20 protein-coding genes and 1 pseudogene are annotated in these 24526 nt (G+C 67.7%); 13 read left to right on the top strand and 8 right to left on the bottom strand.

Annotated elements, in window-relative coordinates; genetic code table 11:
* Nucleotides 1-440: 440 nt before the first annotated feature.
* Nucleotides 441-3776, bottom strand: coding sequence for an arabinosyltransferase domain-containing protein (locus tag P3L18_RS27460; RefSeq protein WP_276115908.1), 3336 nt, complete (start codon nucleotides 3774-3776; stop codon nucleotides 441-443).
* Between the two features lie 57 nt (nucleotides 3777-3833).
* Here P3L18_RS27460 and aroQ point away from each other — a divergent pair, with 57 nt between their 5' ends.
* From aroQ to P3L18_RS27445, 3 genes are all read left to right on the top strand, one after another.
* On the top strand, nucleotides 3834-4310 hold the full coding sequence (gene aroQ, locus P3L18_RS27455) for a type II 3-dehydroquinate dehydratase (protein WP_079931311.1): 477 nt from the start codon (nucleotides 3834-3836) through the stop codon (nucleotides 4308-4310).
* A 79-nt stretch (nucleotides 4311-4389) separates the two neighbouring features.
* Entirely contained in the window at nucleotides 4390-4842 is a 453-nt protein-coding gene (locus P3L18_RS27450) for an SRPBCC domain-containing protein (protein ID WP_079931310.1), read from the top strand.
* The gene (locus P3L18_RS27445; RefSeq protein WP_253194121.1) at nucleotides 4835-5179 is read left to right on the top strand and encodes a metalloregulator ArsR/SmtB family transcription factor; all 345 of its coding nucleotides are present in this window, start codon (nucleotides 4835-4837) and stop codon (nucleotides 5177-5179) included. The genes P3L18_RS27450 and P3L18_RS27445 overlap by 8 nt, the downstream gene beginning before the upstream one ends.
* Before the next feature lie 26 nt (nucleotides 5180-5205).
* Here P3L18_RS27445 and P3L18_RS27440 read toward each other — a convergent pair whose 3' ends face one another.
* Together P3L18_RS27440 and P3L18_RS27435 are read right to left on the bottom strand one after the other, a co-directional pair.
* The gene (locus tag P3L18_RS27440; RefSeq protein WP_276115907.1) at nucleotides 5206-5982 is read right to left on the bottom strand and encodes an MBL fold metallo-hydrolase; all 777 of its coding nucleotides are present in this window, start codon (nucleotides 5980-5982) and stop codon (nucleotides 5206-5208) included.
* Between the two features lie 4 nt (nucleotides 5983-5986).
* Nucleotides 5987-7981 carry a galactan 5-O-arabinofuranosyltransferase gene (locus P3L18_RS27435; protein ID WP_276115906.1) on the bottom strand — a complete coding sequence of 665 codons (1995 nt, stop codon included), beginning with the start codon at nucleotides 7979-7981 and terminating at the stop codon, nucleotides 5987-5989.
* A 108-nt stretch (nucleotides 7982-8089) separates the two neighbouring features.
* Between P3L18_RS27435 and P3L18_RS27430 the strand changes: the two genes are divergently transcribed.
* From P3L18_RS27430 to P3L18_RS27420, 3 genes are all read left to right on the top strand, one after another.
* Nucleotides 8090-8923: a MerR family transcriptional regulator gene (locus P3L18_RS27430; RefSeq protein WP_276115905.1), complete on the top strand. Its 834-nt coding sequence runs from the start codon at nucleotides 8090-8092 to the stop codon at nucleotides 8921-8923.
* Complete coding sequence (locus P3L18_RS27425) at nucleotides 8920-9225, top strand: hypothetical protein (RefSeq protein ID WP_276115904.1); 306 nt, start codon at nucleotides 8920-8922, stop codon at nucleotides 9223-9225. The genes P3L18_RS27430 and P3L18_RS27425 overlap by 4 nt, the downstream gene beginning before the upstream one ends.
* A gap of 151 nt (nucleotides 9226-9376) precedes the next feature.
* Nucleotides 9377-9967, top strand: a complete 591-nt coding sequence (locus tag P3L18_RS27420; protein ID WP_276115903.1) for a hypothetical protein — start codon at nucleotides 9377-9379, stop codon at nucleotides 9965-9967.
* Nucleotides 9968-10037: 70 nt separating this feature from the next.
* Here P3L18_RS27420 and P3L18_RS27415 read toward each other — a convergent pair whose 3' ends face one another.
* Nucleotides 10038-10658 (bottom strand): TetR/AcrR family transcriptional regulator, encoded by a 621-nt coding sequence (locus P3L18_RS27415; RefSeq protein ID WP_276115902.1) that lies wholly within the window; start codon nucleotides 10656-10658, stop codon nucleotides 10038-10040.
* Between the two features lie 73 nt (nucleotides 10659-10731).
* On the opposite strand from P3L18_RS27415, the gene P3L18_RS27410 reads away from it, so the two are divergent.
* Complete coding sequence (locus P3L18_RS27410) at nucleotides 10732-11361, top strand: NAD(P)H-dependent oxidoreductase (RefSeq protein WP_276115901.1); 630 nt, start codon at nucleotides 10732-10734, stop codon at nucleotides 11359-11361.
* A pseudogene (locus tag P3L18_RS27400) lies at nucleotides 11358-12767 on the top strand (DHA2 family efflux MFS transporter permease subunit). Before P3L18_RS27410 ends, P3L18_RS27400 begins: the two are co-directional and overlap by 4 nt.
* Before the next feature lies 1 nt (nucleotide 12768).
* On the opposite strand, the gene P3L18_RS27395 reads toward P3L18_RS27400, so the two are convergent.
* The 4 genes from P3L18_RS27395 to P3L18_RS27380 are packed head-to-tail and all read right to left on the bottom strand — an operon-like array spanning nucleotide 12769 to nucleotide 17898.
* Nucleotides 12769-13530, bottom strand: a complete 762-nt coding sequence (locus P3L18_RS27395; protein ID WP_020172658.1) for a decaprenylphospho-beta-D-erythro-pentofuranosid-2-ulose 2-reductase — start codon at nucleotides 13528-13530, stop codon at nucleotides 12769-12771.
* 54 nt (nucleotides 13531-13584) lie between these two features.
* Complete coding sequence (locus P3L18_RS27390) at nucleotides 13585-15027, bottom strand: FAD-binding oxidoreductase (protein WP_014358514.1); 1443 nt, start codon at nucleotides 15025-15027, stop codon at nucleotides 13585-13587.
* Nucleotides 15028-15087: 60 nt separating this feature from the next.
* The gene (locus P3L18_RS27385) at nucleotides 15088-16680 is read right to left on the bottom strand and encodes an NAD(P)/FAD-dependent oxidoreductase (protein WP_276115898.1); all 1593 of its coding nucleotides are present in this window, start codon (nucleotides 16678-16680) and stop codon (nucleotides 15088-15090) included.
* 6 nt (nucleotides 16681-16686) lie between these two features.
* A complete protein-coding gene (locus tag P3L18_RS27380) occupies nucleotides 16687-17898 on the bottom strand; it encodes a lipase family protein (protein ID WP_276115897.1) in 1212 nt (403 codons plus the stop codon).
* Nucleotides 17899-18026: 128 nt separating this feature from the next.
* Between P3L18_RS27380 and P3L18_RS27375 the strand changes: the two genes are divergently transcribed.
* The 5 genes from P3L18_RS27375 (at nucleotide 18027) to P3L18_RS27355 (ending at nucleotide 24311) form a co-directional block, all read left to right on the top strand.
* Nucleotides 18027-18857, top strand: a complete 831-nt coding sequence (locus P3L18_RS27375; RefSeq protein ID WP_006369268.1) for an aldo/keto reductase — start codon at nucleotides 18027-18029, stop codon at nucleotides 18855-18857.
* Between the two features lie 34 nt (nucleotides 18858-18891).
* Nucleotides 18892-19416: a GtrA family protein gene (locus P3L18_RS27370; RefSeq protein WP_276115896.1), complete on the top strand. Its 525-nt coding sequence runs from the start codon at nucleotides 18892-18894 to the stop codon at nucleotides 19414-19416.
* Complete coding sequence (locus P3L18_RS27365) at nucleotides 19413-20828, top strand: NAD(P)/FAD-dependent oxidoreductase (RefSeq protein ID WP_276115895.1); 1416 nt, start codon at nucleotides 19413-19415, stop codon at nucleotides 20826-20828. Before P3L18_RS27370 ends, P3L18_RS27365 begins: the two co-directional genes overlap by 4 nt.
* 146 nt (nucleotides 20829-20974) lie before the next feature.
* Nucleotides 20975-22801, top strand: a complete 1827-nt coding sequence (locus tag P3L18_RS27360) for a glycosyltransferase (RefSeq protein WP_014358519.1) — start codon at nucleotides 20975-20977, stop codon at nucleotides 22799-22801.
* Entirely contained in the window at nucleotides 22767-24311 is a 1545-nt protein-coding gene (locus P3L18_RS27355) for a glycosyltransferase family 39 protein (RefSeq protein WP_216354220.1), read from the top strand. Before P3L18_RS27360 ends, P3L18_RS27355 begins: the two co-directional genes overlap by 35 nt.
* Nucleotides 24312-24526 lie beyond the last annotated feature (215 nt).

Raw genomic sequence — 24526 nt, 5'->3', positions numbered from 1 at the left:
GGGGTGGGCTGGCGGCAGTTTTCTGTCGGTGGGGTGTGGTAGGGGGTGCGGCTTTCGCTGTGAGCCGGATCGATGTGGTTGGGAGGCTTGTTGTCTCACCGGGTCTCGAGGCCCGGCGCCTGGGGCGCCGTGCGCCTCGACTATCGGGGAAAGGGGCTCGTTGCGCGGGCAGGGCGGGTTGCTCGACCATCTGGAGGGCAGGGTTTTCGATGATGGGGGGCGCCTGGACGGTCGGGATTGCTGTGTACGCGGCGCCTACGTATGGACGCGGCTGGTGCAGCAGGGGCGTCTACGAATTCGGCTCGCGTTTGGCGCTTCGGCGGTGGATGTGGTTGGGAGGCTTGTTCTCTCACCGGGTCTCGAGGCCCGGCGCCTGGGGTGCCGGGCACCTCGACCATCGGGAAGGGCTCGACCATCGGGGCAGCGCCCCGGCGGTGAGTTCAGTGCCGGATCGGCGCCGGAGCCCAGAGTCCGCTGCGGGTGGCGGTGCCGGTGGTGATCTCGGCGTGGCGGGTCACGTCGTCGTAGGGGACCAGCCGCTCCAGTGAGCCCCAGTCGCGGCCGACGTCACCCTTCAGATACGTTGCCAGAGCGGTCGGTTCGAGCAGTACCTGCTCCCAGCCGATCGGGCCGCCGCCGAAGGCGTCCTGCCATGCAGAGACCGCCGCGGACAGATCCGCGCCGGGCTCGATGCGCCACTGCGGTAGTTCGGCGACACCGTCGTGGTGGGTGAACGGCCGCTGGCACGGGAACACCAACCCTGAGGTCCAGTCGACGTGCACCGGGGCGGTGGACCCGACGACGTCCTGCAGGGTCCGCATCTGCGGCAGGCGCGGCGGCGTGACGATGATGTAGCGATCCGAGGCGAGGTTGTCGTCGGTGGCGACGATGCGGACCGCGGTGATGTTGTCGGGCAGATCCGTGGTGGGTACCCGCACGTTGCGCCACGAGGGCATGGGTCCGGGGTCGATCATGTTCACCGATCCGGTCGCCGACAGGTCGGCATCGCGGGTGGTCGACCCGATCTTGCCGGTGGTGTACTCCAGTACCAGATCCTGCGGATTGTCGAACTGCCCGGCGATGGAGAAGGTCACCAGCGGGTGATCCCGATAGTCCGTCGGCAGCGTGTACCAGCCCGAGGTCAGGTGCGCAGGTGTCTGGTCATCCTTCGAATAGCTCCCCAACACCGGGGTTTTCGACGGATCGAGTTCGAAGGGTAGGGCGGCGTGGCTGCCGTTGACACCCGGCGTGGTCTCCTCACCACCACCGGTGCCACCGGCGTTGGCGATCAACACATCGGGGTCGGCCGCGGCGTCTCCGGCGAGCACTCCGAGTGCGCCCGCAGGGGTTTTGGTATCGAGTTCCTCGGGCACGGCGTCGGGGCCGAAGCCGCTCGTCGCCGGCTCCGTCGACGACGCCGGCTGGGTCGCGGGGCCGGCGAGCGGATCGGTGAGTGTCTTGTCGACCGGCGACAATTCGTAGTTGCTGGGGTTCTCCTCCACCCAGATCTTGTCGGCCATGCCGCACTGCTTGCCCGCGAGCGCTTCGAGGTTGGAGCGGGGTACCGAGTACGAATCACTTTGGTGGATACCGGCGAACGCGGCGGTGACGAGCTCGAAGACCACCACCAGTGCGGCCACCCAGGCCAGCGGGGCCCCGGCGAGGGAGTGCCAAGTGCGCCGATACCAGGGATGCTTCTCGGACTTCCACTGGTCGTCCGGTTCGGCGTCGGGATCGGTGCCGGTGAACGGTTCACGGAAGTGGAACCACAACGCCAGCAACAACAACAGCAGTGCGATCGCCAGGAACAACGTGCCCAGACGCACGACGATGGTCGGCTGATCGACGCCCCACGGCATTCCCCATGCCGAGGAGTAGTAGTACGAGTTGGGGCCGGCGAACGCGAGTCCGACGATGAAGAACACGAGCGCCGCGTACAGCGTGCGGTTGCGGCGCGAATGCATCGCGCTCTGGCTGGCGGCGATCGCGGCGATGGCGGCCAATGCCGCTGCGAGACCGGCGAACACGCCGAAGTGGTGGGTCCACTTGGTGGGCGTGAACATCAGGAAGACCAACGACGCAAACGTGATTCCGACGATTCGTCGGGTCGGACCGATCGCGGTGCCGGGGATGCGGGACTTGCGGATCAGCACCGCCGCCGAGACGACCATCCCGAGGATCATCGCCAGCACGGCGAAGCGTCGGGCGATGGAGCCGTCCGCGGAGAACGCGAACAGTGAAGAGTAGCGGTCGATCTCGTTGTACCAGTGCAGCGACGGCCCGAGCGCCGACTTCATCTTCGACGAATCCAGGAAGGAACGCAGCGTCAGATTCGAGAAGACCACGAAGATGACGAAGGTTCCCGCCGCGAGTATCGGGGCGAGCAACGCGAGGAACGATCGCCACCCGTTGCCGATCACGCGGGCCCGCTTGATGAGCGCAAGGATCATCGGTCTGGCGCCGGCGATCAACGCGGCGACGGCCAGCAATCCGGTCGGTCCGGCGGCAAGGCTGAATGCGCCGAACAAACACGCCAGCGCCGCGGGCAGCAGCCGGCCCGTCGCGATCGACCGCTCGACCGAGCACCAGGTGAGCAGCGCGCCGAGACAGATGATGGGCTCGGGACGAAGACCGTTGTTGAACGGGAACCACGACGCAAGGAACACGAAGGCCGCGGTCCACGCGACGCCAGGCCGGGTGATGGCCGCCCGGCCCAACCGCGGCAGCACCTCGTGGCTGATGATCAGCCACGACACCACGCCGCACAGCAGGGCGGGTAGCCGCATCCACGGACTGGCCACCGACACGTGGCTGAGCAGTCCGAAGGCCTCGTAGTACCAGCCGAAGGGCGCCTCGGGAGCGCCGTACCAGCGGAAGTAGTTGGCGGTGTACTCACTGTTCTGCGCAACGCGGGCCATCGTCATCAGATAGCCGTCGTCGGAGGTGTTGGGCCCGATGAAGTGCCACACCAGCAGCGCGATCAACACCACGTAGTCGCGAACATTGAGACGCCACCAGCGCGCCGGGAAGATCCGACGGTGCTTGCGCTCGTCGGTCGAATCCAGCGCGGCCAGAGCCATCAACGACAGCAGGGTGCACACGATGCCGACGATCAGGACCAACCACTTGAGGATCGTCGGTGTGGAGGTGTAGCGGGAGTCGATGGTGACGTGGGCGTGCAGGCCGGGCAGCGACGCGGCCGGCCCGGTCAGATCGGTGAACAGGCCGGTGACCTGCGGGCGCTGATCGGAGGTGTAGAGGTCGCGGTCGCTGGTCGTGCCCGACAATGACTCGCCCTTGTCGTTGGTCATCCCGACGAATTCGGCGGTCACCTCGTCGGAGTCGGCGTGCACGACGATGTCGCGGCAGCTCTGTGTATTGATCTGCGCGACGGTTGCCGACACCAGCGGCACGTTGCGATTGACGACCTCGACGGTCTGCTTGTCGGCCGGATCGGTCGCGGCGCCGGTCTTCCGGATGAACAGGCCACGCTCGGGTGACTTCTCGGCCCCCTTGGGCGTCGTCGACAACAGCACCGACTGCCCGCCGCGCAGTTCGCCGACCGCCGAACACGGCACGCTGACGTCGAGGTCGATCGGGACGTAGCTGATCAGGGGTGCGGTAACCGAATTGATCTGACCGTCCTGCGGCCAGGTGATCTGCGCGGTGGTCTGGTTGACCGGCATGAACGGCGTCGCGAGCGCGAGAAAGAGGCCGAGCAGGCCCGTGATGATTGCTACGAGCTTCGCTCGCCCGACCGTCAACGCTGCTGGCACAAAGAGTGATGGTAGTGGGTGGCCTGTGCGCGCCGAGACCGCACTAGGCTGACGCTCATGTCGACCGATTCCGCCTCTGACGCGCAACGACTGCCGATCCTGCTGCTCAACGGGCCCAACCTCAACACCCTCGGTTTGCGGCAACCGGACATCTACGGCGCCGACACCCTCGCCGACGTCGTCGCCCTCGCCGAGCGCACGGCCGCCGACGTGGGATTCGGGTTACGGGCCGCGCAGACCAACCATGAGGGCGAGATGATCGACTGGATTCACGAGGCGCGCGGTCAGGTGTCGGGCATCGTGATCAATCCGGCCGGCTGGACCCACACGTCGGTGGCGCTGGCCGATGCGCTGGTGATCCCCGAGGTGCCGATCATGGAGGTGCACATCAGCAACGTGCACAAGCGGGAGGCCTTCCGACATCACTCCTACGTCTCGCCGCTCGCGGCGGGGATCATCGTCGGCTACGGCATCCGCGGCTACGAGTTCGCCATCCGACGGCTGGCCGAGATCGTCGACGCCGACCGACCCTGACTGCAACCCAGGGGTTGCGCGTCCGGATCATTGGTGCAACTATCGAGTTGCACATAATCCTCCGGCGAAAGGCCCTCTCATGACCACCACCGACCTCGACCGCATCGAGCACCAGGTCCTCATCGACGCGCCCGTGCAACGGGTCTGGGATCTCGTCAGCGAACCCGGCTGGTACATCAACGACAAGACCCTCACCGAGCATCGGATCGAGACCCGCGACGGCATCACCACCGTCGTCGACCCGGTGCAGGGCAGTTTCTCGATGCGGATCGTCGAACTCGACGAGCCCCGCTACGCCGCATTCCGCTGGCTCATCGACGCCGACGATCCGTCGAGCACCTTCACGCTCGTCGAATTCTGGCTCACTCCCACCGATTCCGGTGTCGAGGTGAAGGTTGCCGAGAGTGGGTTCGCCTCGCTCGACGAGTCCGATGTCAATCGCCGGTCGCGGCTGGAGGATCACACCGAGGGTTGGCGATTCGAACTCGAGTTGGCCAGAGCCGCTCTCACCGAGGAACATTCGCGTGCCTGACCAGAGTTCCACCCGCCCGGCGCCGGTCGAGGTGTTCGCGGCGCTCGCCGACGACACCCGCTGGCAGGTGCTCGTCGAACTCGGCCGGCGCCCGGCGTCGGCGTCGGCGCTGGCCACCCAACTCCCGATCTCGCGGCAGGGCATCGCCAAACACCTCAAGGTGCTCACCGACGCGGGGCTCGTCGAGCCGGTCAAGGTGGGCCGCGAGGTGCGCTACGAGGCCGTCGGCGCACGGCTCTCCGAGGTGGCTCGCAGCCTCGAGGTGATCGCCCGCGGATGGGAGCGCCGCCTGACGACGATCAAGGAGCTCGCCGAAGGTGGCTCCGACAACCCCTAGCGCGACAACCTCTGGCGCGACAACACCTAGCGCGCCAACGCCTCTCGTGCCATCTCGGCCACCGAGCCGTCGACACGCGGCCCATGGCCGGGGAACAGCACCGTCGCATCGAGTGTCGTGAACGCCTCGACGCTGCGCCGGGCGGCGGCCACGTCGTGCTGGAAAACGTCGGGGATGCACTGGCAGCCAGAGACTCCCGAGATCGGGTGATCACTGACCAGTGCATCCCCGGACACCAGTACCGCCCCGTCGGCGACGAGGTAGGCGCTGTGACCGTCGGTGTGCCCGTGCGACGCCACCGGCACCGGCGCGCCCGGCAGATCGAGCGGACGCGGCAGATCCGAGGTGTGAGCAAAGGGCTGTGTCGTCCCGATGCCCTTGCGGCTCAACACACCCAGCGGCACGACCTCGGCCAGCCAGCGCCAGACGCGCGGCCGATGGGCGACCGATGCGATGGCGGCCGGCGACGCCTGCTGCAAGTAGTCGCGGCGGGCGTGGCCCACCTCGTCCGGGTCGGCGAAAACCGGAAAGCCATGACGCGCGGCCAGACTCACCAGCCCGCCGATGTGATCGACGTGGGCATGGGTGAGCAGTGCACCCCGGATGTCGGACGGGCTCGCACCGACCTTCGTGATCGACTCCTCGACCAGGGCCGCCTGACGCGGATACCCGCCATCGATCAGGGTCACTCCGGAATCATCCTGCAGAACAACCCAGTTGACGGCTGCCGTGCCGACGAACCAAGCGGTCGACGACGCGCCGTCGACCCGGCTGATCACCATCTTCTCGGCCGGCATGATCATGGCCTCACCTCCGCACGACCAGCACGAAGGGCCCGACCTCGGTGACCTCGAACGGTGGGTCGGCGAAGGCCTTGGGGTCGAAGGTGACCGTGTAGCGCTTGACGTTCGGGTCGTTGGGGTAGACGTCCTGCGCCAGCCGCAGCGTGTATCCGCCCGCGGAATAGCGGAACAGGAAGACGTTGGGCGCCCGCCATGGCGAATGCTCGAGCTGGTCGATCATCTCGTCGGGAGTCGTTGCCTGCGTCCACTTCTCGATGGTCGCGGCGCGCTTGTCGAACTCGGCGAGCGGATTGGCGTAATGCGAGGTCAGCCCTTGGAATCCCCAGTACGGGTAGACCGAGAGGAAGCCGTAGTCGGCGGTGAGCACCACGTTGTCGGTGGCCGGTCGCCCGGTCTGCTCGGTGATGAGCCGATCGATCTGCGGGAAGAACGATTCGGCGCCTGACGGACGCTGGTCGGCGCGCTGCCCGAAGCCGTCGGTGTCGGTGTAGGCGGTGTTGATCTCGTTGGAGAGATAGTCCGGAATCCCTTGCGCCATGGCCGCGGCCGCGATCGCCGCCACCACACCGATGACGACCCGGATGTCGCCGAAGCGCCCGACCGCCCAGCGCGAGAGATCGACGACGCCCAGCACGCCAGCGGCGACGAGCACCGCGATCAAGATCGGCTCGAGGCGGAAGGAGAGCAGGGTGGAGCCGGTGGCGGTGCGCAGCATCGACAACAGGCAGAACAGGTAGATGCCGACGACGGTGATCCCGAAAGTCAGTGCCACCGTCCGCTGCCGGAACCGCAGCAGAATCCACAGCAGTCCGATCATCGTGATCGCGCCGGTCAGACTCAACTCGAACATCGGCAGCGGCAGCACCGACCCGCGACCGGGAAGATAGTGCTCGGCGGTGCCCCCGCTCGACGGTTCGTTGCGCAGCCGCGCCAGCAGATACGGCGTCCACACCAGCAGCGCGATCAGACCCGAGATCACCGCCATGACGATCAGCCGCACCGCCACCGCGATGACCAGGCTCCGCCTGGCCGCGGAAACCGCCTGTGCGGCAACGGCCTTGTTCGCCACCCCACGCCAACCGACGACGATCACCACCAGCGCCATGAGGACCGCAACCCCGGCGAACAGTCCGGCATAGAGCGTGTAGGAAGCGGCGCACAGTCCGAGGAACACCCCGCCCGCGACGACCGCCCACCAACTGGTCCCCGAACGCAGCCGCCCTGATGGGCCGTCGGCGAGACGCCCGCGTCCGCGCAACCCGTACATCATCGGGATCAGCAGTGGGATGCCGATCAGGATCAGCACCGCCGCATACGGTTCGGGGGAGGCCTGCATCAGGGTGGTCACCGTGACCGCCAATGCGACCGCCACGCCCCGGTCGGCGCCGAGCATCCGGTTCCACAGCACCACGCCGATCGCGGCGGCCACCGCGATCGTCAGGATCGCCCACGGCTTGTAGGCCTCCCATCCGGGCTGGCCCATCGCGTTGGCGAATCGCCCACCCCACCAGAACCAGCCGGCCGGGTAGTACGGCGGCAGGTCGACGTAGGTCATGTCCGCCAGATGCGGGCTCGAGGTCATGCGGGTCAGGTACTCGGTGCGGAACTGCTGATCGACCGAGAGGCCGAACAGGTAGAGCCGGGTCGCGCCGAGCGGCATGCCGAGGGTGGCGGTGACCAGCCCGGCCACGCCGACCGTCGACACCAGCGTGGTCAGCCATCGCGAGCGGCCGTAGCGATACAGGATCGCCGCGCCCACGAGCAGCAGTACCGCGATCACCTGACCGACGGTGGTCAACGCCCGCGTGACGTTCGACGAATTGAACGCGGGCCACTGGACGGCGTCGATCACCTTGAGTCCGACCATTGCGACGACTCCGCCGATCACGACGGCCACGACCAGTTCGATCACGGTGATGACGTGCGGATTCGCGAGGCGACGGGCCGCGGCCCCGGGCGGTCGGGGGGCGTCGGTGGCCGGGCTCTGCGTTGACGTCACGCCACCAGTTCTAGCAGTAGCGCCGGTACCCGGACGCCGACGGCGTCGGTAAATGTTCACTGTCGGGGCTTGCATCGGATGCGGCGTCAGCTTCTAGTCTTCGTATCCATGGCGACCACCCGCACGAGCACCACCGGTTCGACGCCCCCCGGCGCGAGTGAGCACGGCTGGCGGGTCGATGAACTCGCCGAGCTGACCGGCGTCACGGTGCGGACGTTGCGGCACTACGACCAGTCCGGATTGCTGCAACCCTCCGGGCGGACCTCGCGCGGGCACCGGCTTTACGACCCCGACAACGTCGCACGGTTGTACCGAATCCTGGCGCTGCGGCGGCTGCGGTTCGGGCTCGCCGACATCCGGGCCCTGCTCGACGATCCCGAGTGGGACATGGCGGAGATGGTGTCGCGCCACGCCGCGGAGACAGAGCGTGCCCTTGCGGCCACCGCACGGCTCAGCACACACCTGCGGGCGATCACGCGCGTGATCGACAGCTCCGGACAGGCGTCGTCCGACGACCTGTTCACCATCATGGAGGAGATGACCATGCTCGATTCACCGGTTCGCGGCACCACCACGCTGCTCGTCTACGACGACCTGCCTGCGGCGCACGCCTTTCTGATCGAGACGTTCGGACTGACCGGGGGGCCGATCGAACGCTCCCCGGACGGGACGGCGGTACACGCCGAGGTCTACGCCGGAGACCAGGCGTTGTGGTTACACCCCAGTGGTGAGGGCTACCGATCCCCGCGCGAGCTCGGTGCGGTCAGCAGCATGGTCGTCATCGCCGTCGACGACGTCGACGCGCACCACGAGCGGGCCCGCGAATACGGCGCGACGATCGTCGCGGAACCGACCGACCAGCCCTATGGCGTGCGCGAATACGGCGTGCGAGACCTCGAGGGGCACCTCTGGTACTTCCACACCCCGCTGGAAGGCCCGTGACCGCCGAGAGCGTTGTCCGCGACCTCGCGCTCGCCCTCCCCGATGTGGTCGAGCGTGACCACCACGGCTTCCCGTCGTTCCGGTTCGGCGGCAGGATCATCGCCACCCTGCCGACGTCGAATCGGTTGCGCGTCATGCTCGATGAGCACGGCATCCGTTCGGAGGCGGTGAGTCATCCCGACTCCTGTCGCGAGTTCTATTGGGGTAAAAAGCTTTCCGCTCTCGAGGTCGATCTCGACGTCGCCGACGACGCGCTCGTCGACGACCTGCTCCATCAGGCGTGGGAGCGGCGCGCGCCCTGAGGGTCCACGCCGCCGGGTCCCGCGTGGTCGGTCAACCGGCCGACCACGGTAACCGGCCTGGTCATGACGGCGATCACATCCTTGTCCGCAACTTTGCTCGGCCAAGGAACAGGGGTTCGTCATGCGCCACCGTTGGGTGTGGGTAGGAGTCGTGGCCGCCGTGGCGGCCTTACCGCTGGTGACCGGGTGTGCCGACACCGGCACCGGGTCGTCGGCGTCGAGTGTGGTCACCGTGACCGCGACACAGACCACGCGTGCGTCGGCACCGGTGACCGGTACCGTCGCGACCAGCACCATCGCCACCGGTCCGGTCGACACCACCACCGGGGACGCGCCGGCGTCTCCCGTCGGCACCCGACCGCCGACCACCACCCCCCTTCCGCCGGGTCACGGCATCGGTGCGTCGGCCTACCTCGGAGCCTGGCAGCGTCACGAGAGTTCGTTGACGTTCAACGGCGACCACACCACCGGGTCGGTGTTCTTGGGTGCCAACGCCGTCGACGGCGAGAAATGGGGATTCACCTGGACCATCGACCGGGGCGTGGTCACCGCGACGTTCACCGGGTTGATCGAGAGGTCGGGCGCCGGCGTCGGCGGTATGGCCACCGGCCAGACGTTCACCGCAACGCCGACAGTCGATTCCGCGGGCACGGAGATCCTGGTCACGACGGGTCTCGGTGAAACCGGCTCGGAGTTGACGTGGTGCCGCTCAGGTCACGGATCACCCGGCTGCGGCGCCTGATCGCGCAGACGTCGAACACAGACGTAGCAGAACGTTCGCCCATGGCGTGACCTTCTGCCACGTCTGTCTGCTAGGTCTGTGTCTCACCCGGCGGCCGAGCGGCGTAGGCCGCGAGGAACGTGCGGACCCCGGCACGGATGACGGTGTCCGGGTCGCTCGGACCGCGGACTGCCGGGAGTTCCTGCACGCTCCCCGCGGTGAGCATGATCAGCTGCAGCGCGGCGATGTCGGCGTCGTCGATGGCGAACATGCCGGCATCGGCGTGACGACGGAGGTGCTCGGCGATCGCATGTCGGACCCGCATCGGCCCGGCGTCGCGCCAGGCACGCAACGTCTCCGGCGCGATGTGCGCGGCGTCGGCGTTGATCTGGCGGACCATCGCGAAATGGGTCTCCACCGCAGGATCCGTCGTCGACCATTGGCGACCGAAGGCGATCAGATCTGCTTCCGGCTCGACGATTCGGCCCAGGAGGCGGTCGGCCGTGGCGATCTGCAGTTCGGCAACCCGTGTGGCGCTGTCCAGGATCACCGCTTTGAACAGTGATTCCTTGTCGCCGTACTGGTTGTAGATGGTCCTCGTCGAGACCCCGGACTCGGCTGCGAGGTCGGTGATGCTCGCGCGGCTGTAACCATCACGGGCGAAGACGCGTAGCGCCCCGTCGAGAAGCGCCCGCTGCTTGTCTGCTCGCATCGCAACATGGTCCCACCGATCGAAAGTGCAATCAACATTGCACTAAGTGCAATGATCGTTGTACCTTAGGGCCATGACATCCTCACTCTCCACACAGCAGTCGGACTCGGAACCGCTACGCCTGGCAGTTCTCGTCGGGAGCACGCGCCCGGGACGACGGTCGTATCTGGTCGCCGAATGGGCGGCGCACCTTGCCCGCGAGGCGCTGACCGGTCGTGCCGAGGTGTCGATCATCGACATCGCCGAGTTCGACCTGCCCCTCCTCGACGAGCCGCAACCCGCAGCGATCGGTGACTATCGGCACGACCACACCCGACGGTGGGCCGACGCGATCGCCGCGGCGGACGGGTTCATCATCGTCACCCCCGAGTACAACCACTCGCTGACCCCGGCGCTGAAGAATGCGATCGACTATCTGTACGCCGAATGGCACGACAAGGCTGCAGGTTTCGTGAGCTTCGGGCTCAACGGCGGGGTCCGGGCGGTCGAACATCTGCGGCTGACCCTGGCCGAGGTGAAGGTGGCGTGTGTGCGCAGCCAGGTCGCCCTCGATCTGTTCACCGACTTCGCCTTCGACGACATCTCCGAGCCCGGAACGGTGCAGCCCGGCGAGCGGCACGTCCGCCTCTTCGAGCGCATGCTCGACGAACTCCTACAGTGGTCGGCGGCCCTGCGTCCATTGCGGGTGTCGGTGCCGGCATGAGACGTGGGTCAGACCGTGCGGCAACGCTTTCCGGCTCCCGGCTCGACCGACGCACGAGGCGCCTGTGCGGGGTGATCGTGCTCGGTGCGTTCGCCACCGGCCTCGACGTGTCGGTGGTCAACGTCGGCCTGACCGACATCGGTGCCGATCTCGGTGCGCCGCTGTCACAGACGCAGTGGGTCGCGACCGCCTACCTTCTGGCACTGGCACTCTCGTTGCCGGTGGCCGGCTGGCTGGCCCGTCGCCACGGCACCGGCGTGATCTAATTGAACGCGCTGGCCGCCTTCACGGTGGCATCGGCGCTGTGCGCCCTGGCGCCCGGCATCGGCCTGCTCATCGCCGCGAGAGTGCTGCAGGGGCTCGCCGGTGGGGTGTTGATTCCCGCGGGTCAGACGATCCTCGGTCAAGCGGTCGGGCCCGAGCGGCTCGGCCGCGTGATGGGTGCCCTGGGGATCGTGGTGGGTGCCGCACCGGCCCTCGGCCCGTTCGTGGGTGGGCTGATCCTGACGGGATTGTCGTGGCATTGGTTGTTCGTGATCAACCTCCCGATCGGCGTGGTCGGGGTTGTGTTGGGGCGCAGGATGATTCCCCATGGAGTGGCCACACCGGCGGTTCGCCTGCACCGGTCCGGGGTGATTCTCGCGACGGCGGGTCTGCCCTTGGTGATGTTCGGGATGACGCAGTGGGGCGACGCCGGGAAGCTCACGCCGACCGTCGGCGCCGCGCTCGCCGCCGGGGTGGTGATCCTGGTGGCCTTCGTCGTTGTCAGTCGCCGCGCCGAGAATCCGTTGATGGATCTGTCGCTCTACGGCGTGCGGGGCTTCCGGGTGGGCAGCGTCGCCGCATTGTTCTCCGGCGCCCTGGTCTTCGGCAGCGGACTGGTGTTCACGCTGTACTTCCAATTGGCCCGAGACCTCGATGCGCTGGCCACGGGACTCAACCTGCTCGGCGCCGCACTGGCGACCGCGGTGTGCGCGCCGTTCACCGGTCGCTGGATCGATCGATACGGTCCCGGGCCGGTCGCGCTGGCAGGCGGATTCCTTGCGATGGTCGGCAGTGGCGCGTTGACGGTGTTGCCGACGACCGCGCCGCTGGTCGTCGTGCAGCCCCTGCTCGTGGTGTTCGGTGCGGCCGTCTCGCTCACCGCGATTCTGGCCGGCGTGGCCGCGTACAAGGCGGTGCGCACCGATCAGCTTCCCGACGGGGTCACGCAGGTCAACGTGCTGCAACGGGTGGGTGGTTCGTTCGGCGGCGCGATCTTCGCCGTGCTCATCGCGACGCGAGTAGCCGACCCGCAGAACGCATTTCAGGTCGCCTTCGGCGCCTTGCTGGTGGTGTCGGGGTGCGCCGCGGTGGCAGGCTGGTACTTGATGCGGGCCACCGCGACCCGACGAGCCGACCCGTGAACTACACCGGCAGCTTGCGGAACACCTTCCGCGGCACGTGGCGCAGCCCCATCATGATGAACCGGAACGGCCCTGGCACCCAGATGATCTCCTTGTGGGCGTCGACGCCGGCGACGACGGCGCGTGCGACGTCCTCCTTGTTGACCGTGAGCGGAGCCTCGGCAACATTCGCCGACAGCCGCGTGCGGACCTGGCCGGGCCGAACCACCAGCACGTGGGCGCCGGACGGGGCGAGCGCCTCACCGAGACCGAGGTAGAACCCGTCGAGTCCGGCCTTGGACGAGCCGTAGAGGAAGTTGGAGCGCCGAACCCGTTCGCCGGCAACCGAACTCATGGCGACGATCTGGCCGTGGCCCTGCTGCTTGAACTTCTCGCCGAGCAGGACGCCGACGCTGACGGCGGCGGTGTAGTTGATCGTCACCTCGGTGACGGCCTTCTTGTGGTCCTGCCAGACGGCCTCGTCGTCGAACTGCACGCCCGCCGCCACGATCGCCAGGTCGATGTCGCCGCCGGCGAAGGCCTTGTCGATGACCTCGGGGTGGGTCTCGGGCTTCAGAGCGTCGAAGTCGATCACCTCGACCTCGGTGGCGCCGGCCGACTTCACGGTGGTGACGGCGGCGTCGGCGGCCGGGTCGCCGGGCACCACGGCCAAGACGACGCGTGCCGGGCCGCGCTTGAGGAATTCACCCGCGATCGCCAGTCCGATCTCGGAACTGCCACCGAGGACGAGGATGGATTGCGGGGCGCCAACGGCGTTGAACATGAACGAATCTCTCTGGTGTCGACAGCTACGGAAAGCTGTTGTGGGGGAGTGGGATCAGGCGAGTTCGAGGCGGCGCGCCATGTCGGACATGAACACGCCGTTCGGGTCGATCGCCCGCCGGGTCGCGATCCACGAATCGATCTCGGGATACATCTTGTGGAAGCTCTCGGCCGAGGTCCGCGAATCCTTGGCGGTGTAGAGGCGTCCGCCCATCTCCATCACGCGGCGGTCGAGGTCGTTGAGGAACTCGGCGAGCCCCTTGCGCAGCGGGAAGTCGAGGCAGACGTTCCAGCCCCGGAACGGGAAGCTCAACGGCGCGCGGTTGCCGTCGCCGAACAGCTTGATCACGTTGAGGAAGCTGACGTGCCCCGACGCCTGGATGTCGGTGATGATCTTCTTGAACTCGGCCTCGTTGCCCGTCGGCACGATGAACTGGTACTGGGTGAAGCCACCGCCACGCGGGTAGCCGCCGCCGCGGCCATAGGCGTTGTTCCACTCCGCGATCAGATCCAGCGGGTGATAGAACTGCGGCAGGCTCTCGATGATGTTGCGTTTGTTGGAGCCGAGCCGGTAGTAGAACTCTCCCACCAGCGAGAAGTCGAGCTTGTTGTCGAGGTAGCGCGGGAAGATGTTCGGCAGGGTGATCAGCGGCTTCGGGTCGAATTTCAGCGGGTCGCGCTTGAGTTTGTCCGGAAGCTGATCGAGGGTGGCGAGGTTGCCGCGGCTGAAGCTGCCGCGGCCGAGCTTCGGCGGTCCGCTGATGGTGTCGAACCAGCCCGACGCGTACTCGAAACCGTCCTCGTAACGCTGCCCGAGATGCAGGTCGATCGTCTCGTCGAGGCTGTTGGTGGTGAAGGTGTCGGCGTAGAAGTACGCGGTCTCGGTGCGCTTGAGCGCGATCTTGGCGCGCAGCACGATGCCGGTCAGGCCGATCCCTGCAATCGTCGCCCAGAAGATGCTGCCATCGGGATCGTCGGACGAACCGTCGGGGGTGAGCGTCAGAATCCGACCGTCGGCGACGAGCAACTGCATCTCGGTGAGGTGATCACCGAAACTGCCCATGCTGTGATGGTTCTTGCCGTGGATGTCATGCGCGATGGCCCCACCGATGGTCACCTGTCGGGTCCCCGGCATCACCGGCACCCAGAAGCCACGTGGCACGACCACCTTCATCAGGTGATCGATCGACAATCCCGCGTCGACGTCGACGATCCCGGTCTCCTCGTCGAGGGAGTGGATGCGCGTCAGCGGCGTCATGTCGATGGTCAGGCCGCCGGAGTTCTGGCCCGACTCGTTGTAGGAGCGGCCGAGCCCGCGGGCGATCACGCCACGCTTGAGGTAGTCGGGTTTGTCGGCGTTGTCGTCGGCGACCCGGGCCACTGCCTCGGCGATGACCTCGGGATACGGCGTCGAGAGGACATGCCCTTCGATGGGGGTGGTGCGCGACCATCCGACCAGCGTGCGGGTCGTGATCGGCAGCAATTCTTCAGTAGACATCGGGGTAGAGAGTACCCGCCCGCGCCGACGGGCCGGGCGGGTCGGCGGGCTCGGAGTGCCTCACCAGCCCAGTACGGCCGCCGCCGCATTGCGTCCCGGAATGCCGCTGACCCCGCCACCGCGGCGGGCTCCGGCGCCGCACAGCAGCAGCCGCGGGTGCCGCGTCTCGACGCCCCAGGTGCCGACGCCGGCGTCCTCAGGTGCCCACGGCCACTGCAGCGAGCGGTGGAAGATGTTGCCGCCGGGCAGGCCCACGGCATCCTCGAGATCGCGCGGCGTCTTGGCCTCGATGCAGGCGTTGCCGTGGACGTCGGTCGCGATCACCGACGCGATCGGCTCGGCGAGAACTGAATCCAAGGACGCCAGGGTGGCCTCGACGGCGTGGGTCGTCGCGCCGGGCGCGGCGAACACCTCGGGCGGCATGTGCAGGCCGAACAGGGTCAGGGTGTGTTTGCCGGCGAGGTCGGTGCCCAGGATCGACGTGTCCGACAATGTGTGGCAATAGATTTCACAGGGCGGTACCTCGGGTACCTCGTCGCGGCGGGCCTGCGCCCAGGCGGTATGGAGTTGCTCATAGGACTCGTTGATGTGGAAGGTGCCCGCGAACGCGGCCCGAGGGTCGACATTCGGGTCGCGCAACTCCGGCAGCCGGTCGAGTAGCAGGTTGATCTTGAGCTGGGCGCCGCGCGGCGCGTGCTCGGTGTCGACGGGGTCGTCGAGCATGGTGTTGAGCACCACCGGCGCGCACGCCGCATGCACCATCGAGCCCCGCACCCGACCGATCCGTTGTCGATGCCCACCCGCTTCGGTGGCGTTCGCCTCGGTGCGCACGTACTCGACGGTCCCGTCGGCCGGGTCGACGCCGACCACCCGGCAGTTCGTGTGGATCGCCGCGCCGGCGGCCAGCGCCGCCTGATACAGCGCTCCCGACACCGCGCCCATCCCGCCGACCGGGACATCCCAGTCGCCGGTGCCGCCACCGATCAGGTGGTAGAGGAAACAGATGTTCTGCCGCAGGGAGGGGTCGTGCAGGTCGGCGAAGGTGCCGATCAGTCCGTCGGTCGCGACGATCCCGCGCACGACGTCGTCGTCGAAGTACCGCTCGATGAGCTCGCCGAGCGGCCGGGTGGTGAGCAACTCCCACAGTTCGGCGAGAGAGGAGTCGCCGTCGGTCACCCGCGCGCGGATCTCGCTTGCCGATCGCAGCGGCTCGATCAGGGTGGGGAACAGGCGCCGCGCGAGCTCGCCCATCCGCTCGTACACCCATTGCCACGCCCCGAATTCGGTGTCGCTGCCGGTGGCACGCGCGAAGGCGGCGGCGGTGGCCGGCTCGTCGGCGGTGTCGACGAGCACGCCATGCGCGGGATTCGACGGCAGCGGCGTGTAGGACGAATACCGTCGCCGGATCAGTTCGACGTCGAGTTCGAGGTCGGCGATGATCTCGCGCGGCATCAGCGACACCAGGTAGGAGTAGCGCGAAAGCCGTGCTGCGACACCGGGAAACGCCATCGCCGAGACGGCCGCGCCGCCCACATGGTCGGCGACCTCGAGTACCAGCACGGACCGGCCCGCCCGTGCCAGGTAGGCCGCCGCGGTCAGCCCGTTGTGCCCGGCGCCGATGATGACGTCGTCATAGGTCGCCGTGGCGGTCATGGTGGGCTACTTCATGATTCGCGCGACGAATGGGGTGGAGTCGGGCATCGAGGCGAGCACGGTCCCCGAGTGGTCCTGCGTCGGATAGACGTGGAAGTCGACGGGCTGTCCCGCCGCGACCATCTGCGCGTACAACGACAACGCCGACGGGGCCGGCACATCGGTGTCGAGGAGTCCCTGCCCGAGGAAGATCGGCCGGTCGTACCCCGAGAACGGGGTGCCCATGTATTCCGTCAGCGCTGCGCGCACGTTGGGGATCGACGAGACCGGCTTGGCGAGGAACTCACCGAGGGTGACGCCCTGGACCACCGGTTGCATCTCCGCGTAGCAGAGCGTGCGGGCCTTCGCGATGATCTGCCGGCCCTGCGGGGTGAGGATGCCCGACACGTTCAGGTCGGGGCGGGCATCGGCGAAGCCGGCGAGGATGTAGGCGGTGTAGATGTTCAGCGCGGTCGGCAGGGCGACCGGGGCCGGCGCGCCGAGCGCCACGACCTGCTCGATGTTGGCCGGGGTGCCGGTGGCGACCACCCCGCGGTAGTCCAGTCCGCTGCCCGCCGAGAGTGCCGTCGCACGGCGCGCGGCGTTGAGTGCGGCGCCGGCGCCCTGGGACTGGCCGACGATCGCCCACTTCTTGGCCAGTGGCAGATCCATCTGCTGCGCCGCGCGGACCGAGTCGACCACCGACTGTGCCTCCGCGGTACCGCTCAGGTAGTTCATGAAGCCCGGTGTGCCGAGGCCGACGTAGTCGGTGGCGACGATCGCATACCCCTGATCGAGCCAATGGCCCAGGTAGGTGGCGTCGCGGTCGCTGTGCGGCAGCACCGACGGCGCACAATTGTCGCCGAGACCGGTGGTCCCGTGCGCCCACGCGATCACCGGATACCCGCCCGCCGGTGCGGGACGCTTCGGCAGGAGCACCTCACCGGAGCTGACCGCCGGGCGCCCGTGGATGTCACGCGTCGAGTACAGGACGCGGTAGGCACGACCGGCCGCCGGGATGCTCACCGACGACGCCAACGGCACCTGCGTGATCAGGGCGCCGGGCGCACCGATCGGTCCGGAGTAGCCGGTGGCGTCGAGTCCGGAGGTGACCGGAGCGGGGGTGGCGTCGTCGTCGGCGTGGGCCGGAGCGGTGGCCAGCGCCGGTAGTGAGATCAGGGTTGCGATGGCGACGGAGGCGAGGGTGAGACGGCGGGTGCGCCGGAGGCGGTGGAACATGGATCGAACCTATCGCCATCGGTTCCCCGCCGTGGCGGCTTGGTCTCGAAGTTGTCCGGCCATCCCGAGTTGTCGGGCCGTCTCCGGTTATCGGGCGCCGGCACCGTCTTGCCCCATATCCTGGGCAGATGGACATACCGTCGGTCACCCTCGCGTCCGGATTCGCGTTGCCGCTGGTCGGCCTCGGCACCTTCGACATGTTGGGAATGCCGTGCGCGCAGGCGGTTTCCCACGCGCTCGACTCCGGGTACCGGCTGCTCGACACCGCGTCGCGTTACTCCAACGAGCTCAGCGTGGGCATGGGGATCGAGGAGTCGCAGATCGACCGCTCCGAGGTGATCGTGCAGACCAAGCTCGGTGGTGGCGACCAGGGCTTCGACGAGGCGATCACTGCGGCCAAGGAGAGTGCGCGTCGGCTCGGGGTGTCCTGGATCGACGTCTACCTGATCCACTGGCCGTGCCCGAGCCTGGGCCGGATGGTCGACTCCTGGAAAGCGCTGCTCACGCTGGCCGACGAGGGGTTCATCCGGGTGCCCGGTGTCTCCAACTTCCGTGAACACCACCTGCAGGCGCTCTACGACGAGACCGGGCGATGGCCCGAGGTGAACCAGATCCAGTGCTCACCGGCGCTGGCACGCGGCGATCTACGACAGTTCATGCAGGACAAGGGAATCCATGCGCAGGCGTGGCATCCGACCGGGCGTAAGGAGGGCATGCTCGGCGACGCCACGATCATCCGGTTGGCCCGCAAGTACGGCAAGTCGCCCACGCAGATCGCATTGCGGTGGGCGGTACAGCAGGAGATCGGCGTGGTGCCCAAGTCCTCACACAAGGGTCGCCAGCTCGAGAACATCGATCTGTTCGACTTCGAACTCGACGCGGGCGACCTCACCGATCTCGAAGAACTCGACCGCGGGGAGGGCGCCGCCCGCAACTCCGACATCGAAGAGGAGTTCTGAACGGGCGCGGTGTCCGAGGGTCTAGGGTGGCAGCGTGCCAGACCCCATCCCCGGTGAGCCGAACGGCCCGCACGAGACGAGCCCGCACGAGATCGGGCACGACGATTTCGCGACCCGGCATGCGCCGATGGTCCCCGAGCTGCCTCTCGACGATCAGGAGGCGTCCACCAACGTCCCGCTGGCGACGCAGATCTTCCGGTTCATCGTCACCGGCGTCGGTTCGGGCATCCTCGACTTCGGTCTGACCGCGATCCTGCAGTACGGGCTCGGGGTGCCGGCCGGATTCGCCAAGGCGGTCGGCTTCGTCTGCGGAACCACCACCGCCTACATCGTCAATCGGCGCTGGACCTTCCGCGCCGAGCCCAGCATGGCCCGCTTCGTTGCCGTCGCCGTGCTCTATTGCGTGACGTTCGTCGTCAACGTCGGTGTCTACACCTTCCTGTCGCACCTGTGGCCGGAGGAACTGCTCTACAGCCTGCTCGCCTACGTCATCGCGCAAGGCTTGGCGACGATCATCAACTTCATCGTCCAGCACGCGGTGATCTTCAAGATCAAATGACTCGCGCGGTCGTCGTCGGTTCCGGCCCGAACGGGCTGGCCGCCGCCGTCCGCCTGGCCCAGGCCGGGCTCGACGTCGAGGTGCTCGAGGCGGCCACGGACATCGGTGGGGGAACCCGCAGCAGCGAGCTGATGCGGCCGGGTGTCCTGCACGACCACTGCTCGGCGTTCCATCCGCTCGGGGTGGCCTCGCCGTTCCTCGCATCGTTGCCGCTGGAGCGGTACGGGCTGCGGTGGCGGTGGCCGGAGATCGACTGCGCCCATCCCCTCGACGACGGCACCGCCGGACTGCTGTACCGCGATCTCGATGCCACCGCGCGGGCGCTGGGTGCCGACGGTGCGCGGTGGAAGGCGCTGTTCGGCCCCCTCGCAGCGCGAATGGACGACGTCGCCGTGGAGATCCTCCGGCCCGTCGCGCACCTGCCACGGCATCCGCTGGTCCTCGCGCGCACGGCCCTGCGGGTGCTGCCGCCCGCAACGATCCTGGCGCGCTACCTGCGCACCCCGCAGGCGCGTGCGCTGCTCACCGGGATGGCCGCGCACGGCTTCACCCGGCTCGACCGGCTGGGGTCGTCGGCAGCCGGCGTGATGCTCGTCGCCGCCGGGCATCGCCACGGGTGGCCGGTCGCGCAGGGTGGCTCGTCGTCGATCACCGCGGCGCTGGCGGCGCTGCTGGGTGATCTGGGTGGCCACGTTCGCACCGGCGTGCACGTCCGTGATCGCGCCGATCTCGCCGACGCCGACGTCGTGGTGCTCGACGTGTTGCCGGAGGCCGCCGCGCAGATCCTCGGTGACGCGATGCCCCGTCGGATACGCCGCACGTTCGGACGCCGCCGACCGCGTGCGGCGGCGTTCAAGGTCGACTACGTGATCGACGGTGAGGTCGGCTGGACCGCGCCGGGCTGCGAGCGTGCCGGCACGGTCCATCTCGGCGGGACCTACACCGAGATCGCCGACGCAGAACGACAGGTGCTCGCCGGGACGATGCCGCAACGGCCGTTCACCCTGGTCGGGCAGCAGTGGCTCGCCGACCCGGGTCGCGCGGCCGGCAACCTGCATCCGTTGTGGGCGTACGCCCACGTACCCGCCGGATATGACGGTCCGGCGGCCGAGGCGATCACCGCGCAGATCGAACGATTCGCGCCGGGTTTCGTCGACCGCATCGTCGACATGCACGTCACCGCGCCCGCCCAACTGGCACAGGACAATCCGAACCAGGTGGCCGGTGACATCGGCGGCGGTCCGAATGATCTGCTGCACCTCGTGGCGCGGCCTCGGGCCACGGTGCGGCCGTACGGTACCGGCGTGGACGGGGTCTATCTGTGCTCGTCGTCGACCCCGCCGGGCGGTGGTGTGCACGGCATGTGCGGGTTTCACGCTGCCGGAGCGGCGCTTGCCGATCTCGATCGGTAACGGTGGGTGGTCGGGGCCGCGATGAACAGTGTGCGGCAGCAACGGACACGTCGTGTCGGGCGCGTCGCTGATGGTTCGCTGTGAGCTAGTCTCGGTTCGGGTTGGGGTGACCGCAACTCGCCACGTCCACCGAATATCGAGGGCCGATGCAGCAGGAAAATGACCGGATGTTGGTACAGCGAACTCTGTTCGCGGGGCCGAATCCCCGTGTGGTTCCGGGGATGTACGTCGACGCCAACGCCGCGTTGGTGCGTTCGGATCGGACCGCGGTCCGGATGGAGCCCGGTGCGATCCTCAGTACCAACACGTATTTCGGCCGTTTCGCCGCAAGCTACTGGCAGCGCTACACCACGGTCTCGTCGGTCCGGCTGGAGTTCGATCACGAGTGTGCGCCCGATGCGCTGTTGCGAGTAGAGGTCAAGGCCTCCGATCCGAGCGGCCGGTGGCGTCCGATCGACGCCGTCGAGGTGACCGGTCGTGGCCGGGCGGTTCTCGATCTCGATGTCCGGCGCTTCGTCGACGGTGGCGCAATCTGGTTCGACGCCACCGCAATCGGTGGTGGTGCACGGATCCGGGAGGTGACGTGGTCGGTGCCGCGGCCGCAGCGCAACCGGCTGATGTCGGTGGTGATGTGCACGCACAACCGCCCCGCCGACGCCATCTCGACGCTACTCACCCTGGCCTCGGACCCGGTGGCGCTGGACCTGATCGACTCGGTGTACGTCGTCGACCAGGGCACCGCGCGCGTCGACGCCCACGAAGACTTTCCGAAGGTCAAAGATGTTCTGGGGCCCAGGCTTCAGTACCTGATCCAGCCGAATCTCGGTGGTGCGGGAGGATTCAACCGCGGTATCCACGAGCTGACGAAGACCGGCGAATGTGAGACCGACATCGTCGTCATGGACGACGACATCCTCTGCGAGCCGGAGTCGGTGGTGCGACTGTCGGCGCTGGCCAACAATGCGTCCCGCCCGGTTATCGTCGGCGCGCAGATGCTGTTGTTGTCGGAGACCTATCGCGTGCACATGACCAGCGAATGGGAGGCTCTCGACGAGCTGAAGGCCGGAACTCCCGGTGCTTTCGGCAAGTCGGGGCTCAACGCGCTCAAGAAGCATCAGGATGCGCGCAGCGACGCCGGATGGAACGGCTGGTGGACGTGTCTGTTGCCGGCCGAGGCAGTGGTGGCCGCGGGGCTGTCGTTGCCGCTGTTCTTCCAATGGGACGACATCGAATTCGGCATCCGGGCCCGCAAGGCCGGGTTCGCGACGGTGACGCTGCCCAATGCCGGTGTGTGGCATGCCGATTTCCACCTGAAGGATTACGACGACTGGTCGCGATATTTCAGCTGGCGGAACGCGCTGATCGTCGCCTCGATCCACGGTCGGTTCGATCCGACGGAGGTCGCCACCACCGTGGCCCGCGAGATCACCGGGCACATCGTCTCGATGCAGTACGGACTGGCCGAGACATTCCTGCTTGCGGTGCGCGACTTCATGTCCGGCCCGTCGATACTCGCCGACGGTGGACGCACCAAACTCGCCGAGCTGTCGGAGCTGCGCTCGCACTATCCGGACACGGTGCGCCACGAAGCCGTCGAAGGGTTGGTCGGCGACCCGCGTATCGTCACCAAAGGCCATGAACCGCAGGACAACAAGCTCGACCAGGTGATGGTCAAGCGGGTGGTGCAGCAGGTGCTCGGTCGTGTCGGCGGTGGGCGGGTGGCCATCCCGGCACACAGCGCCCGCTGGTGGCATGTGGGTCTGTTCGCGGAGGCGATCGTCACCGACGCGTCGCAGACCGGCGTCCGAATCCGTCGGCGTGACAAGCAGATCGCAGTGCGACAGCTTCGCGAGCTCGCCACGCTGTGCCTGGACCTGCGTAAGAATGCACCGGCGTTGGCCGCGCAATGGCAGGCGGCGCTGCCGGAACTCACGAGTCATGAGAACTGGCAACGACTTTTCGACGGCGACTGAGGCGCCACGCACCGACCGGCGGCGATTACTCGTCGCCTGCTCGGTCGTCGGTGTGGTCGGTGTGCTGTTCTCGGCGCTGGGGTCGTGGCGTCCATCGTTCTGGTACGACGAAGCTGCCACCGTCTCGGCGGTCGATCGCAGCTACGCGCAACTGTTTTCGCTCGTGCACCACACCGACGGTGTGCACGCCCTGTACTATCTCCTGCTCAAGCCGTGGACGGCGCTCTTCGGGTTGTCGGAGTTCTCGGTGCGTTTCCCGTCGGCGATCGCGGTCGGCGCGGCCGCCGCTGCGTTGGTTGTGCTCGCGAATCGCTTGTGGGACCTGCCCTTCGGGGTGATGGCCGGGCTGGTGCTCCTCACCGTCCCGCGGGTGATGTGGGCGGGCAACGAGGCCCGGTCCTATGCGGGCACGCTGTTCTTGGCGGTCGTGCTGACCTGGTTGCTCGTCGCGGCCGCCGACCGTGGCCGATGGTGGTGGTTGGGCTACGGGGTCGTTGCGATCGTCGCCGTGGTGTGGTTCTTTCTCGCGGTCACCCTGCTCGCCGCGCATGCCGCTTACCTGGTGTTGCGGCAGCGCAGCGCATTTCGTGGCTTCGGTGTCACGGTGATCGCAGTGATGATCCTCGTGTCACCGTTCGCCTGGTGGGTCCACGGTCAGCGTGCGCAGATCTCGTGGATTCCGGAGATGTCGCTGCAGCGGGTGGTGACCTACGCCCTGTGGGAGTTCTTCGTCGGGTCGTGGCCGTATTTGATCGTCGCCGGTGTGGTGGTGGCCGTCGCGCTCGTGGCGGCGGTCTTGACGTGGTCGGTCGAGCGCGCCGGGCTGTTCGTGCTCGCCTGGTGTTGGCTGTTGATTCCGGCGGCGGTGGTCTTCGTCATCTCGTGGACCGGGACCCAGTTGTATGCCCCCAGGTATCTGGTGTTCACGGTGCCCGCCCTGGCCCTTCTGCTGGCGTGGTCGGCGAGGACGGTGGCCCGCGAGAACCGGTGGATCACCGTGGTCGTGCTGGTGGCGCTCGCAGCTGCCGCGACACCGGAATACCTCGCTCAGCGTGGCCCGTACGGCCGTATGGGCGGTACCGATTTCTCCGCCGTGGGTGACTACATCGGTGCTCACGCCGCTCCAGGGGATTGCGTCGCCTTCGATGGAGCGCCGTCGTGGAGCCCGGAGTCGCAACGGGTGGTGTTGCAGACCAAGCCGGGTGATTTCGCCGTCCTTCGCGACATCGGACCGAAAATCGATGCCGCGCAGTCGGGCCGACTGTGGGACGTCCCGACGCCGGTGTCGGCGTACCGAGTGTTCGCGCAGGGCTGCGCAGTGATGTGGGTGGTCACCGACGGCGAACGTTCACGCGCATCGGTGCTCTACCCCGGCGGCATGTCGGACTGGTTCTTCCAACCGTTCCACTTCACCAATTCGGAGCTCTACCGAGAGATCTCGGCCGCCGGACTCCACATCACCGGCCGCACCCAGTTCAATCACTCGCAGGTCGTGCGCATGCAGCGCTGAGCGGGACCGAACGCCCGCGCACGCTTTTCCCATCGCTCAGTCGGTCTCGAGGCTCGCCGCACGCGGCTCGCACCTCGACCATCGGGGAAAGACGACTTGCCATCGAAGGATGCTGACGCCCTTCCCATCCGATGGTCGAGGTGCCGAGGAGCGCCAGCGACGAGCCTCGAGACGGTGAGAATGTAGGTAGGGCTTGACCGGGTGTTCTGACTTAC

Origin of the sequence: Gordonia sp. N1V (genome assembly GCF_029269935.1) — a bacterium.
GTDB lineage: Bacteria > Actinomycetota > Actinomycetes > Mycobacteriales > Mycobacteriaceae > Gordonia > Gordonia polyisoprenivorans.
The sequence above is the reverse complement of the archived record's forward strand: the minus strand, read 5'-3'. Positions and strand labels throughout refer to the sequence as shown.